12 protein-coding genes are annotated in these 13,603 nt (G+C 66.9%); 6 read left to right on the top strand and 6 right to left on the bottom strand.

What is annotated here, in order from left to right:
* Window positions 1-384: 384 nt before the first annotated feature.
* From ACFQ9K_RS08675 to ACFQ9K_RS08660, 4 genes are all read left to right on the top strand, one after another.
* Window positions 385-2,175, top strand: coding sequence for a hypothetical protein (locus ACFQ9K_RS08675; RefSeq protein ID WP_378714668.1), 1,791 nt, complete (start codon window positions 385-387; stop codon window positions 2,173-2,175).
* Between the two features lie 83 nt (window positions 2,176-2,258).
* Entirely contained in the window at window positions 2,259-4,055 is a 1,797-nt protein-coding gene (locus ACFQ9K_RS08670) for a hypothetical protein (RefSeq protein WP_378982994.1), read from the top strand.
* Window positions 4,056-4,176: 121 nt separating this feature from the next.
* Window positions 4,177-5,529 carry a cytochrome P450 gene (locus ACFQ9K_RS08665; protein WP_378714671.1) on the top strand — a complete coding sequence of 451 codons (1,353 nt, stop codon included), beginning with the start codon at window positions 4,177-4,179 and terminating at the stop codon, window positions 5,527-5,529.
* 128 nt (window positions 5,530-5,657) lie between these two features.
* On the top strand, window positions 5,658-7,118 hold the full coding sequence (locus ACFQ9K_RS08660) for an aldehyde dehydrogenase family protein (RefSeq protein ID WP_378714673.1): 1,461 nt from the start codon (window positions 5,658-5,660) through the stop codon (window positions 7,116-7,118).
* Window positions 7,119-7,124: 6 nt separating this feature from the next.
* Here ACFQ9K_RS08660 and ACFQ9K_RS08655 read toward each other — a convergent pair whose 3' ends face one another.
* The 4 genes from ACFQ9K_RS08655 to ACFQ9K_RS08640 form a co-directional block, all read right to left on the bottom strand.
* A complete protein-coding gene (locus ACFQ9K_RS08655) occupies window positions 7,125-7,967 on the bottom strand; it encodes an ABC transporter permease (protein ID WP_378714675.1) in 843 nt (280 codons plus the stop codon).
* Window positions 7,927-8,763 (bottom strand): ATP-binding cassette domain-containing protein, encoded by an 837-nt coding sequence (locus ACFQ9K_RS08650; protein ID WP_378714677.1) that lies wholly within the window; start codon window positions 8,761-8,763, stop codon window positions 7,927-7,929. The genes ACFQ9K_RS08655 and ACFQ9K_RS08650 overlap by 41 nt, the downstream gene beginning before the upstream one ends.
* Entirely contained in the window at window positions 8,760-9,221 is a 462-nt protein-coding gene (locus ACFQ9K_RS08645) for a MarR family winged helix-turn-helix transcriptional regulator (protein ID WP_378714678.1), read from the bottom strand. Before ACFQ9K_RS08645 ends, ACFQ9K_RS08650 begins: the two co-directional genes overlap by 4 nt.
* A gap of 69 nt (window positions 9,222-9,290) precedes the next feature.
* A complete protein-coding gene (locus ACFQ9K_RS08640) occupies window positions 9,291-10,595 on the bottom strand; it encodes an NtaA/DmoA family FMN-dependent monooxygenase (protein ID WP_378714680.1) in 1,305 nt (434 codons plus the stop codon).
* 123 nt (window positions 10,596-10,718) lie between these two features.
* Between ACFQ9K_RS08640 and ACFQ9K_RS08635 the strand changes: the two genes are divergently transcribed.
* Entirely contained in the window at window positions 10,719-11,513 is a 795-nt protein-coding gene (locus ACFQ9K_RS08635; RefSeq protein WP_378714682.1) for an SDR family NAD(P)-dependent oxidoreductase, read from the top strand.
* Between the two features lie 9 nt (window positions 11,514-11,522).
* Here ACFQ9K_RS08635 and ACFQ9K_RS08630 read toward each other — a convergent pair whose 3' ends face one another.
* Complete coding sequence (locus ACFQ9K_RS08630) at window positions 11,523-12,053, bottom strand: DUF1697 domain-containing protein (protein ID WP_378714684.1); 531 nt, start codon at window positions 12,051-12,053, stop codon at window positions 11,523-11,525.
* A gap of 180 nt (window positions 12,054-12,233) precedes the next feature.
* Between ACFQ9K_RS08630 and ACFQ9K_RS08625 the strand changes: the two genes are divergently transcribed.
* On the top strand, window positions 12,234-12,596 hold the full coding sequence (locus ACFQ9K_RS08625; protein WP_378714686.1) for a VOC family protein: 363 nt from the start codon (window positions 12,234-12,236) through the stop codon (window positions 12,594-12,596).
* A gap of 80 nt (window positions 12,597-12,676) precedes the next feature.
* On the opposite strand, the gene ACFQ9K_RS08620 is transcribed toward ACFQ9K_RS08625, so the two are convergent.
* On the bottom strand, window positions 12,677-13,558 hold the full coding sequence (locus ACFQ9K_RS08620) for an aspartyl/asparaginyl beta-hydroxylase domain-containing protein (protein WP_378714688.1): 882 nt from the start codon (window positions 13,556-13,558) through the stop codon (window positions 12,677-12,679).
* Window positions 13,559-13,603: the final 45 nt, after the last annotated feature.

Raw genomic sequence — 13,603 nt, 5'->3', positions numbered from 1 at the left:
CGCGGCCCATGTGGACGTGGCGGCGTCCCTGGGTGTACGGGGAAGTGGCCCGCCCAGCGATAGATCGACCTTCCGTTGGGCGGGCCACACACCGGAACCGTCCCAGCCGGCGTGGCCGCCGAACGCGTCGCGGCGCCGCCGTCGACCCGCATCGGCGATCGCCCCCGCGGCCCGGATTATCCGGCAGCCGAACCATATTCGTGCCGACTCGCACCCGTTTCGCCTGCTCGGGGTGCCGTGCACATGCACTATCGCCGGTCGGAATCTTTCTGAAATATGTCAATGGTGGCTGTCTGGGTCGCAGTGGTGTGCTCGTTCCAGACGACGCGGTCGATAGTTCTCGGCTGTCGTCGTGTCGTTCGGACACACGAGAGGAGCCGATTCGTGGCTTCGGTTACACGCTGGGGACGCTCGGTTCGCCAGGGACTGCGCTGGGCGGTTCTGCCTGCGGTCGCCGCGGCCGCGGCGGGAGTGCTGGTGCCGGTGGGGGCCGCCGCGGCCGAGCCGGCGCCGGTCGGGGTCGCGACCGACCGGCAGGAACAGGTGCTCGAGGTGCGGGACGGGGTGATCATCTCCAACGTCAGCTATCTGCTCCCGCTGCCCGCCGGCGCACCCGCGCACCCCGCGGCCTGCGACCGCGCGGGTTATCTGCGATACCGCCCGGTCGGCGGGCCCGCGGCGGCCGCGGACGCCGATCACGTGATCGTGCAGCAGCCCGGTGCGATCGGCGGCGCGGTGAACAACGACAGCGTCGCCGCGAACACGGTGGTCGCGGCGAAGGCGTCGGGGCAGAACGTCGAGTTCTGGGCGTTGGCGCGGCGTAGCGCGTGCCTGGACGAGACCGTCGGCTTCGATTACGCGCTGCGGACCGGCAATTACCTCGACGCGGTCGACTACTACTTCAATCACAAGCCGATCGATGGCCGGGTGTTCCCGGGGTTCAAGGAATCGCCGGATCTGGCCGTGCTCGACGCCATGGGCATGGAGCGGGTCATCCGGGACGAGTACGAGCTGATGCTCGCGGAGATCCCGGATCAGGCTGTGCGGCAACAGAAGTACGTGTGCACCGGAATCTCGCTCGGCGGCCTGGTCACCGGGTTCTTCGCGGACTGGGACTTCGACGGTAACCCGGCGACGACCGGCGACGCCGGCTACAACCAGTGTGCGGCGTTCGCCGCACAGGACACGATGATCACCTCCGATCCGGTGGCGATCCAGAACACGCCGTTCCTGCACGATCTGACCAATGCGATCGTCGGCCCGGCCAACGACGTGGTGAAGGCGGTCGCGAATGTCGGTGTGCTGCCGCGCGCGCTGGTCTCGGTGCCGATCATCGGCGCTCGATCGTTCCTGATCTATCGACTGGCCGGTCTCGCCGCGCACCTGGAGCCGGACGCGGAAAGTCAACTGCTGGCGCATCTTCCGCATGACCTGGATATCGACGCCACGCTCGATTTCATGTTCTCCGGGTCACTGACCTCATTCGCCACCAACGGTGCGGACGGTTCCGGCGGCATGCGCGAGTTCCGGTTCACCAACACGGCTTTGCTCGGCGAGTTCATCGACAACAACTCCGGCAACTTCGCGCTGTTCCAGCAGGGTGTCGGAGCGCTGGCGGGTGGGCCGGTGTCGGAGAAGACCTTTCCGGTGCCGGGTTCGGTCACCCAGGTGCCGTTGCTCGGTGGATTCCTGCGCGCGATCGCCGGTCCGCAGCCGCGCGTTCGCCCTACCGATCGCACCGCGCTCTACACCTGGCGCAACTACGACGACGTCCGCGGCGTGCCCTACACCTCGCCCAACCACGAGGCCTCCGATATCCGGGACGCGGCGAGACAACTCGGGATCGGCGGCCCCTACGCGTACTGGGAGACCTACTTTCCGGCCCGGCTGTTCATCGACATCGGCGCCGGCTACGGCGGCGCGCGCAGCGGTGACCTGACGAACCTGCGCTACCACAACATGGCGCGGACCAAGCCCAGCTACATCGCCTACGCCGGTGACGGTTTCGTGCAGCAGGGGGTCGGCGTCGTCGTGCCGCCGCCGCCCACCGCGCAGGTGGTCACGCTGCCGGGCTACAGCCACGTCGACACGATCGGTGCGGCGCGGGTGCAGAACGACGGCAAACCGGACGCCAGCGCGCAAACCCTGGCCGACTTCGTGAAAACCCTCGGATGACAACACATAACGGAACAACGCAGACCGGAAAGCGGGGAGCGATGCGGCTCACCAGTCGAATCGGAATGAGGCCGGCCACGGCGATGTCGGTGGCGATCACGGCGGTACTGGTCGTCGCCGGCCTGTCGGTGCCCATATCGACTGCCGCGCCTGCGTTTTCGGCGGGCGCGGACCGGGTGGAGACCAGCCCGGTGGCCGGTGATCCGGCGCTCGGCGACGACGTCGAGGCGAGCTATGTCCGGCTGCACTATCCGAGCCCGTACTCCACGATGGCGCATCCGGAAGCGTGCGACTGGATCTCGTTCGTGCGCTATCGGTCGAAGCGGGGACCGGAGCGGTCTGCCGACGCGGATGCGGTGCTGACCGTGCAGCCCGGCACCTTCTCGGGTGCGGCGAACATGAATCCGCAAGGCCCGCAGGTGGTTCGGAAGGCCGCGGCGACCGGCAAGTTCGTCGAGTACATTTCGCTGGATCGCCGGGCGAACTGTGCCGAGGACCGCACCGGGTGGGAGGCCGCGGACAAGGCGCGCGACTATCACGTCGCCGCGGACTACTACTTCGGCGGTAAAGCGATCGACGGCAAGTCCTACCGCTACCAGACCCCGCAGGACCTGAACTATCTCGGCGAGTACGGCCTGGCGCTGACCATGGACGACTGGCGGGTGGTGATCGAGTATCTGCTGCCCGACCCCGGCGCCAGGACCAAGAGCTTCTGCGGCGGTCACTCGCTGGGCGCCTTCCTGACCGGGCCGATGATGGCGTGGGACTTCGACCAGAACGCGGCCACCACCGAGGACGCGGGCTTCAATCTCTGCGGCGGCGGCATCATCCCGGAGGACGGATTCGCGATGACCGACCCCGCCGGGTTCGCCGGAGCGCCGCCGCTGGACATGTTCTTTTCCGCCGTCGGCGGTGCGGTGAAGAACGGCGTGGACTGGTTGCTGAAGAACGGTCTGGGTGTCGCGCAATGGCCGGTGCTCGCGGCCAGCGAGATCATGAACGTCTATCAGTTGGCCGGCATGGCCGCGGACCAGAACCCGGACGGTGAAAGCGACCTGAAGACGCTGGTGCCCGCGGAGTTGCGGACCGAACCGTGGATGCGGACGTTCTACGGCAAGGACTATCTGGACCTGTTCACCGGCCGGAATCTGCCGCGCGACTTCCGGCTCACCAACACCGCGGCCCTTGGCATGTTGTTCGACCAGAACTCGGCGGAGTATGTCCTACAGGCGGGGATGGGATATTACGACTGCCCGACGGTCGGCAAGACCTACCCGATTCCCAATGGGCTCGCCTCGGTGCCGATCCTCGGACCGACCTTGTTCATCATTCCGCTGCGGGTCGGCTACGGCCAGAACTACACCCCGGTCGATCACAACCAGCTGTGTGGCTGGAAGAACTACGACCAGATGCCCGCTTCCACGATCGACGGCATCGATCCGGTCCGGGGCAACCCGACCGACCGAGATCACGAGGTCACCGATGTCGGTCAGTTCGCCAGGGCGATGAACCCCGGCGGGCAGCCCACCGACTTCTTCGAGGAATACACCCCGCTGCGCATCATCACCGACACGATCTTCGCGCTCGGCCTCGGCCGCGACGGTGAGCTGCGGCAGTTGCAGAACCGCAGCGGCGGCATCCTGAACTTCCTGCTGCACGGTGATCGCTGGCAGAGCACGCCCTCGGCCAGGCGCAACCTCACCCTGCTCTCGGGCGACTCGCCGTTGCAGAACGCGGGCTACGGCGGCCTGCTGCCCGCCAACGCCAAGATCATTCCCGGCTACCGCCACTACGACGTGGTCACCGCCGCGGAACGGCAGAACAACGGGATGCCGGAGATGGCGAGCAGTCTGATCGCGAATTTCCTGACCCAGCCGTGAGGTGAGCGTCGAAGCGGCGCCGGCATTTTCGTTGAAGTACCGGTGCCACGCGCCGCTTTCGGTGTACTGTCCAGACACATGTCCAACGCAGGTGTGGGCAGGTGTTCTGGAAGGATTGCCGATGGCACTGGTCAAGCCGCAGCGGGTGTCCGGGGGAGCCGATGAGCACGGGCATCTGGCGGAGTTCCGCAGCGATCCGATCGCGTTGATGCGGCGGGTCCGGGCCGAGTGCGGCGACGTCGGCGCGTTCGAGCTGGCCGGGCGGGACGTGATTCTGCTGTCCGGGGCCGAGGCCAACGAGTTCTTCTTCCGGGCCGGTGACGAGGAACTGGATCAGTCTGCGGCGTATCCGTTCATGAAGCCGATCTTCGGCGACGGGGTGGTGTTCGACGCGAGCCCGGAGCGGCGCAAGGAGATGCTGCACAACCAGGCGTTGCGCGCGGATCACATGCGCGGGCATGCCGCGACGATCGCCGGGGAGGTGGATCGGATGCTGGCGGGTTGGGGGGAAGCCGGGGAGATCGATCTGCTGGAGTTCTTCGCCGAGTTGACGATCTACACCTCGTCGTCGTGTTTGATCGGGCGCAAGTTTCGCGCGGAGCTGGACGGGCGGTTCGCGCGGCTCTATCACGAGCTCGAGCAGGGGACCGACGCGCTTGCCTACGTCGATCCGTACGCGCCGATCGAGAGTTTCCGCCGCCGGGACGCGGCACGGGTGCAATTGGTCCAGCTGGTGCAGGCGATCATGGACGGGCGCGCGGCGAAACCGCCGGCCGGCAAGGGCGATCGGGACATGCTCGATGTGCTGATCTCGATCAAGGACGAGCAGGGCGCGCTCCGGTTCTCGGCCAGCGAGATCACCGGGATCTTCATCTCGATGATGTTTGCCGGGCATCACACCACCTCGGGAACCGCCGCGTGGACGATCATCGAATTGCTGCGGCATCCGGAGATCCTGGATGCGGTGGTGCGTGAACTCGACGAGTTGTACGCCGACGGGGCGGAGGTCAGCCACCACGCGCTGCGGCAGATTCCGAATCTGGAAGCGGCACTGAAGGAAACGTTGCGGCTGCATCCGCCGCTGATCATTCTGATGCGGGTCGCGCGGGACGAGTTCGAGGTGTGCGGGCATCGGATCGCGGCGGGGGACATGGTGGCGGCGACGCCGGCCATCTCCAATCGCATCGCGGCGGACTTCCCGCGGCCGGACGCGTTCGATCCGTCGCGGTATCTCGATCCGCGGCAGGAGGACATCGCCAATCGGTGGACCTGGATTCCGTTCGGGGCGGGCAGGCATCGGTGCGTGGGGGCGCCGTTCGCGTTGATGCAGTTGACAGCGATCTTCTCGATTCTGTTGCGGGACTGGGAGTTCGAGTTGGCGCAGCCGTCGGATAGCTACCGCAACGATCATTCGAAGATGGTGGTGCAGCTGCAGCAGCCGTGCCGGGTGCGGTACCGGCGCCGGCGGTCATAGATCTCACTGCGCTCCGTTTGGACGAGCGCGCCATATTTCCCCGATTCGACCGTCGCGCCGGTCGGTTTTACGGTACTGCGTTGGGTGCGGCAGCGTCGGTGCTGGACGCGGGATCGAATCGAGGAATCATGACCATTGCGCGTGGGCTGCTGATCGGCGGCAAGGATGTTCCGGCCGAGGGCGGCCGGACTACCGAGGTGATCACCCCGCATACCGGGAACGCGTACGCGACGGTGGCCGCCGCCACCGCCCCCGATGTCACCGCCGCGGTGGCTGCCGCGGCCGCGGCAGCGGGGCAGTGGGCCGCGTCGAGTCCGTTTACGCGGCGCAAGATCTTTCTCGACGCCGCCGACCTGCTCGATGCCAGGCTGGAGCAGGCGGTCGCGTCGATGACCGGCGAGACCGGTGCCACCTTCGGCTGGGCGGCGTTCAATGTGTCGTTGGGCGCCAACATGTTTCGTGAGGCCGCCGCGGCGGTGACCGCGCCGCGGGGTGCGGTGCTCGCCGCCGAGCAGCCGGGCGCGCTGGGGTTGGCGGTGCGCGAGCCGCTCGGGGTGGTCGCCGCGTTCGCGCCGTGGAACGCGCCGATCATTCTCGGCACCCGGGCGGTCGCCGCCGCGCTGGCCGCCGGAAATGCCGTGGTGCTCAAGCCGAGTGAGGCGGCGCCGCTGTCGAGCGGGCTGTTCATCGCGGACATCCTGCGCGAGGCCGGCTTGCCGGACGGCGTGTTGAATGTGGTGACCAACGATGCGGCCGACGCCGCCGAGGTCGCGCAGGCGTTGATCGGTGACGAGCGGGTGCGTGCGGTGAACTTCACCGGCTCGACGAAGGTCGGTCGCATGATCGGCGTCCTCGCGGCCCAGCACCTCAAGCCCGCGGTGCTGGAGTTGGGCGGCAAGAACTCGGTCGTCGTGCTCGCCGATGCCGACGTCGACTACGCCGTGCAGGCCGCGGCCTTCTCGATGTGTGCCAACGCGGGCCAGATCTGTATGTCGGCGGATCGGTTGCTGGTGCACGAGTCGGTGGCGGAGGAGTTCACCGGCAAGCTGGTCGCGGCGGTGTCCGGGCTCCCCGCGGGCAATCCGGAGGATCCTGGCACGATGATCGGGCCCCTGGTCAGCGCGGCCGCGGCCACCAGGGTCGCCGGGTTGATCGCGGATGCCGTCGGCAAGGGCGCGAAGGTGCTTGCCGGTGGCGGTGTTCCGGAGGGTGCGCATCATCCCGCGACGTTGTTGACCGGGGTGCCGCGCGAGGCGGAGCTGTATCACGCGGAGTCGTTCGGCCCGGTGTGCGTCATCGACACCTTCGGCACCGACGAGGAAGCCGCCGACAAGGCCAACGACACCGAGAACGGGCTGTCCGCCGGGGTGATCACCGAGAACCTCACCCACGGCCTGCGCGTGGCCCATCGGTTGACGACGGGCATCGTCCACATCAACGATCAGTCGGTCGGGGACGAGCCGCAGGCGCCGTTCGGCGGGGTGAAGGGTTCCGGTTACGGTCGCTTCGGCGGGCGCTGGGGTATCGAGGCGTTCTCCAATACCCGCTGGATCACCATGCTCACCCAGCACGCCCAGTTCCCGGGCTGACCGCCGCTATCGGGTCAGTCGGCCGAGCAGGTATGCGGCGCAGGCGATTCCGAGGACCGCCGACACGACGAGGACGCCGAGGTCGAGCCAGAGGTGGTAGGTGCCGCCGACGAGCAGCCCGCGCAGGGCGTCGACCTCGTAGCTGAGCGGATTCACGTGACTGATCACGCGCAACCAGCCGGGCATCAGGTCCAGCGGGTAGAGGGCATTGGAGGCGAAGAACAGGGGCATGGTGATCGCCTGACCGATGCCCATCAGGCGATCGCGCTTCACCACCAGGCCCGCGATCGTCATGGACAGGCAGGCGAAGAACGAGGCGCCGAGGAGCACGGCGACCACCGCGCCGAGCAGCTTCAGCGGGTTCATCGTCAGGTGCACGCCCATGATCAGCGCCAGCGCCACGATGATCAGCACCTGGGCGACCGCGCGGACGCCGGCGGCGAAGCATTTGCCGGTGATCAGCGCGGCGCGGGGCGTGGGGGTGACCATGAGCTTGTTCAGGATTCCGGCGTCGCGGTCCCAGATCAGCATGATGCCGTAGAAGATCGCGATGAACAGCGCCGACTGCGCGATGATGCCAGGCGCCAGGAAGTCCAGGTAGGGCATGTTCCCGGTGGGGATGGTGTGCAGCCGGGCGAAGGTGGTACCGAAGATCAGCAGCCACAGCGCGGGTTGCACTGCGCGCGTGACGAGTTCGGTGCGGTCGTGGCGCAGCTTCTGGAGCTCGACGAGGGCGAAGGTGCCGATGCGTGAGCCGAGGGTGCGCAGTCGCGCGAGGCCGTGCGGCGCCAGGCGCAGAGGTGGGTGGTCAGCCGGCGCGTTGAGCGGTACGGCGGGTGCTTCGGACACCGCGCAACCCTCCTTCGGTGGTCGAGTCCTCGTCGAGGTCGGCGCCGTGATGGCGGAAGACGTCTTCGAGGCTGGCATCGGGGCCGAGGGCCGCCTTGAGCTCGCCGGGTGAGCCGACGGTTTGCAGCTTCCCCCGGTGCAGCAGGGCGACTCGGTCGCAGAGCAGGTCGGCCTCGGCCATGTAGTGGGTGGTGAGCAGGACCGTGGTGCCGAAGCGGTGGCGCAGGTCGCGCACGCGCTCCCAGACGCTGTCGCGGGCAATGGGATCGAGGCCGACGGTGGGTTCGTCGAGGACCAGCAGGGCGGGCCGGTTGACCAGGGCCTGGGCCAGTTCCAGCCGGCGGACCATGCCGCCGGAGTAGCTCGAGGCGAGCCGGTCGGCCACGTCGAGCAGGTCCATGGCGGCCAGCACCTCGGTCACCCGGTCGGCGCGTTCCCGGCGCGGAACGTCGAACAGCCGGGCGAACCAGGTGACGTTCTGCCGGCCGGTGAGCGCACCCTCGATCGAAAGTTGTTGCGGGACATAACCGAGGTTGTACCGGATATCGATGTCGCGGCGGCCGACCTCGAAACCGAGGACCCGGACGGTGCCCTCCTCGACCGGCATCAGGGTGGTGAGCAGGCGGATCGTGGTGGTCTTGCCCGCGCCGTTGGGACCGAGCAGGCCGAACACCTCGCCCCGATCGATGCGCAGGTCCAGGTGGTCGACCACGGTGTGCTCGCCGTAGCGGTGGGTGAGGCCGGTGCATTCGACGGCGGGGGAGTCATCAGGTGGGGCAACGGAATTCGATCTCATCTGCGCGTCCTCTGCTCGTGTTCGTGCAGGATCCCGGTGAGCTTGCCGACGACCTCCAGGCCGCGGATCAGCTCCGCGCGTTCGGCGGCGGTCAGCTCCGCGAGCGCGGTCGCGACCAGATCGTGTCTGCGCCTGCGGGTCTCGTCGACGGATCGCTGAACCGGGCCGGGCAGGCTCAGCCGGGTCGCGCGCCGGTCCGCCGGATCCGGTTCGCGGACCAGCAGTTCCGCCTTCACCAACGCGGTGACGAAGGTCGACACGCTGTTCGGGGCGAGCCCCAGTTCGGCGGCCGCCGCCTTCACCGAGATGTTCGGGTTGCGGCCGACGAGGCGCAAGAACTCCGCCTGCGCCGCGCTGACCCCTGGTCGATCGAACGATCGCCCGACCAGGCGGGCCACCTGCCTGCGAAAACGGCCGAACGTGCTCATCAGCCGCCCGACCAGTTCCGCTTCCTCCATAGCCCCATATTAGCTCTGAATCAGAGCTAAATCTAGGGCGCGTGTGTCAGCGGGCCTGGCTCCGGCCGGCTAGGCGCCGGCGCGCGGGGGGAGCGGTGGGAGTTCGAGGTTGTCCCGGAAGGTGTTTCCGATGTAGTCGGTGCCGACGATGTTGCGGCGGCGGAGTTCCGGGAGCAGGCCGTTGAGCAAGAAGTCGCGGGTGCGGGGGTCGGCGAGGCCACCGAGGCTGATGACGTCCAGCACGCCGGCGTCGTAGCGTTCGGCGATGGCGTCGGCGAGTTGCTCGGGGGTGCCCGCGGCGGCCCAGTGACCGGTGTCCTTGGCGGCGATGATCAGCTCGCGCAGGGTTTTGCCGGAGCGGGCGAAGCCGCTGAAGATCTCGACCCGGCCGCGGCGACGGTGGACCGAGTTCACCTCGGGGAGAAGGTGTTCCGGGATCGGCCGGTCCAGCGGGAGATCGGTCAGATCGACGCCGCCGCCGAGCATATCGGCGAGGGCGAGGCGGCCCGCGTCGAAATCGGTGGCCTCGTCTCGTTCGCGGACCAGCTGGCGGACTTCGGCTTCGGTGGAGCCGTAGGTGGCGTGGAACGAGCTCATGATCAGGGGCAGCCCGTCGGCCCGGCCCAAATCGGTTGCGCGGGTACGGATCTTCTTCGTATAGGTGATGGCGTCGTCGAGGGTGGGCAGCGAGGTGAAGACCACCTCGGCGAAGCGCGCGCCGAGTTCGATGCCCGCCTCGGATTGGCCGGCCTGGAACTGCACCGGGCGGCGCTGCGGTAGCGGCGGGATGTTCAGCGGGCCGCGGACGGTGAAGTGTTCGCCCACGTAGTCGATCGGCCGGACCAGGTCGGCGTTGAGGATCGCGCCGCCGTTTCCGTCCGAGGTGAGGGCCCCGGGGCGCCAGCTGTCGAACAGTGCGTTGACGACCTCGAGAGATTCCGCGGCGCGTGCGTAGCGTTCCTCCGGGGACGGCAGGTCCTGGTCGCCGTAGTTCTCCTCGCCGACCGAGGAGGTGACCGCGTTCCACGCGGCGCGGCCGTTGCTGACGTGATCGAGGGTGCCGAACAGGCGGGCCAGGTTGAACGGGTGGTGGAAAGTCGTTGTCACGGTGGCGATCAGGCCGACATGGGTGGTGACCGAGCTCAGCGCGGAGACGAAGATCAGCGGCTCCTGCGCGCCGATCGCGCCCTGATTCCCGAAGCTGAGCAGGTCCGCGGCGAACAGCGCGTCGAACCGGTTGGCTTCGGCGAGTTTCGCGATCTCGATGGCCGAGGCCAGCGTGGATTGTCCCGGGTCCAGTGCGGCCTGGTAGATATCGGTCGAACCACTCACGCCAGTAACGGTTTTCAACGGCCGCCGCCGTGTAGCACCCACCCCTCGACGCTAGGGCGCTCGGGCGCGGGCCGCGATGATTACCCTCGGCGTGAACGAAATCGCGTCGGGTAGTTCTCCGCGCGTCGGGACGGCCTGTCCGGCCGAGTGCGGCACCATCGAGACATGCACATCGATCTATCGGGACGACGCGCAATAGTTTCAGGTTCGAGCCAGGGAATCGGGCTGGCCATCGCCACCGAGTTGGCCAGGTCGGGTGCCTCGGTGACCGTGAACGGGCGGGACCGGGCGAAGACGGAGGCCGCGCGCGCGACGATCGTCGACGAGGTGCCCGACGCCGTCGTCACCGCGGTCGCCGCGGACCTCGCCTCCGCCGCAGGTGCCGACATACTGCACGACGCGGTGGACGAGGCGGACATCCTGGTGAACAACCTCGGCATCTTCGGCGCGAAACCGGTGCTCGAGATCGATGACGACGAATGGCGGCGCTACTTCGAGGTCAACGTGCTCTCCGCGGTCCGGCTCATCCGGATGTACCTGCCGGGCATGATGGCTCGTGGTTTCGGCCGAGTGATGAACATCGCCAGCGATTCGGCGGTGGTCACGCCGCTCGAGATGGTGCACTACGGCACCACCAAGACCGCGCTGCTCGCGGTGACCCGCGGTTACGCGAAAGCCGCTGCGGGAACGGGGGTTACCGTCAATTCGGTGATGGCGGGCCCGACCCATACGCCGGGCGTGGAAGATTTCGTGCGCGAGCTGGTCGGCGACGAATTGCCGTGGGACGACGCGCAACGTGAGTTCATGCGCGAGCACCGTCCGTATTCGTTGATCCAACGCCTGATCGAGCCCACCGAAATCGGCAACCTGGTCGTCTACCTCAGCTCGGAATTCGCCTCCGCGACCACCGGCGGCGCGGTTCGCGTCGACGGTGGCTACATCGATTCGATCCTGCCCTGACGGGCTCGCTCAATCGAGCATGCCCGCGATCTTCCGGACGGTGTTGCAGTTGCGGATGGTCATGCGCTGAGCCGGGCCGGGGCCGGCCAGTTTGGCGATGCCGGTTTTGTTGACGTCTTTGCCGTCGAACGCCCAGAGGATCGCGCCGGGAACGTATTTCACGGTGTCGATCCCGTCCTTGGCGGGCAGCTTTTCGACGATGTCGGGGGAGTCGATGTCGGCCCACAGGAACATCACGTTGCAGCCCATCGACTTACCGTGGACCCAGTTGTCCGGCAGCGCGTCGGTGATCTTCTTGTACGCGGTTTTCGTGAGGGTGACCGCGTCCACCTTGAAACCGAAGGTGTCCTTGATGATTTTCTCGACGGCGTCGTTCACCTCGGCGGTCGACAGTGAACTCTTCACCAATACGTTGCCGGAATTGATGTAGGTTTTCACCTCGGTGAATCCGCCCTCTTCCAGGGCCGCTTTGAGGTCGGCCATACTGACCTTATTCTTGCCGCCGACATTGATGCCTCTGAGGAGGACGACATATTGCATGGGCCGGATTTTACGCGAGGCGCAGTCCGGATGTCACTGTATTGCTACCGAAGTCGTTGACCGCCAGCGGATACCGGCCGTCGCGCGGCGGACGGCCGACGGCGAGCGACGCGCCGCGAAACGCCGATGTTGCTGGATGGAAACTATGACTTTGTCGGCACCCGATGGGATGCTTGGCTGATGGACTGGAAAATCGAGCTCATCGCGATCCCGGTGACCGACGTGGATCGTGCCAAGGACTTCTATACGAAGATCGGTTTCACTCTCGATCAGGACAATGCCCAGGGTGATCTACGGTTCGTGCAGCTCACCCCGCCCGGCTCGGCCTGCTCCATCTGCCTCGGCAAAGGCATGCCGCAGGGCGAACCCGGCAGTGTCCGCGGCGTCCACATCGTGGTTGCCAGCGCCGACGACGCCTACAAGAAGCTGCTGGACGCCGGCGTGGACGTGAACCCGGTCGAGGAACTGAGCTGGGGCAAGTTCGTGTACTTCGCCGATCCGGACGGCAACGAGTGGGCCGTCCAGGAGTTGCCGATCAAGTAGCAGCGCCGCGGCAGCGTGCGGTGGTGGGTGTCCGAGCGGCACGCCACCACCGGCATGACTTCGCGGCCTCGAGCCGGGCGCTACCCGGTCAACGCCCAGTCGTTGATGGAGAATCGTTCGCCGAGCGCCCTAGCGTCGACCATGTACTCGCTGATCTCGGCGGCCTTGGCCGCCAGATACTTGTCGCCGGTGCCGTCGCAGATCCGCAGCAGCCACTCGTAGGTCTTCTCGGCCGGTACCTCGTAGTCGAAGTGGACCTTGGCGAGCAGGAAGAGAATGTCCTTGAAGTTGCGGCGATCGACCACCGGGGTCAAGGCGAGCAGTCGCTGTTCGTGCGCGCTGGTGAAGGTCCGGCGCTGCCGGATCTCCGGCTGGGTGTCGCGGTGGTAGGTGCCGCGATCGCGGAAGATCGCCGCCTCGTCCCGGTCCGCGTCCAGGACGAAATCGACGCAAATCGATTGCCGGGACACCGTCGAGAAATTCACTGCCGAATGCACCGCCGCCGCGTCGAGATACCACAATTCACCGGGGCGCATCCGGAAAACATGGTCGCTGTCGGAGTGGAAAGCCTCCGGATTGTCCTCCAGCACCATGAACGTGCGGAAGTAGTTGTCGTTGTCGCGTTCCAGTTCGACGAAGTCGCGATGCGGCAGCACCATGGCGTCGATGAGATTTCGGGCGCGCACCATCTTGACCCGATTGCGGTCGAAGACCGATTCCACCAGATCGGTGAGGTAGGTGGTCTTACGTCCGTGGTCGGTGGTGATCGCGGCACCCTCGATGTCCCGGTATTCGGTATCGTCGGTGAGTCCGCTGCTGTTGGCCAGCGAGATGTTCTTCCAATACCCGGAGGAGAACTCGTCGTATTTCTCCTCTACCCGCGGCACGCCGGCCAGGTAGTCCAGATCGGACGCTAAACGATCCTCGTCCAGGTCGATACGAGCAATAATATGTGACCGCATGTGCCTTCCCTAGTGTAATTCGAGGCTCCGTCGATACAGAAGTCC

The organism is Nocardia sp. NPDC056564 (assembly GCF_042793755.1).
In the GTDB taxonomy this organism is placed as follows: domain Bacteria; phylum Actinomycetota; class Actinomycetes; order Mycobacteriales; family Mycobacteriaceae; genus Nocardia.
Note: the sequence above shows the minus strand (reverse complement) of the source record. Positions and strands in the feature narration are given on the sequence as shown.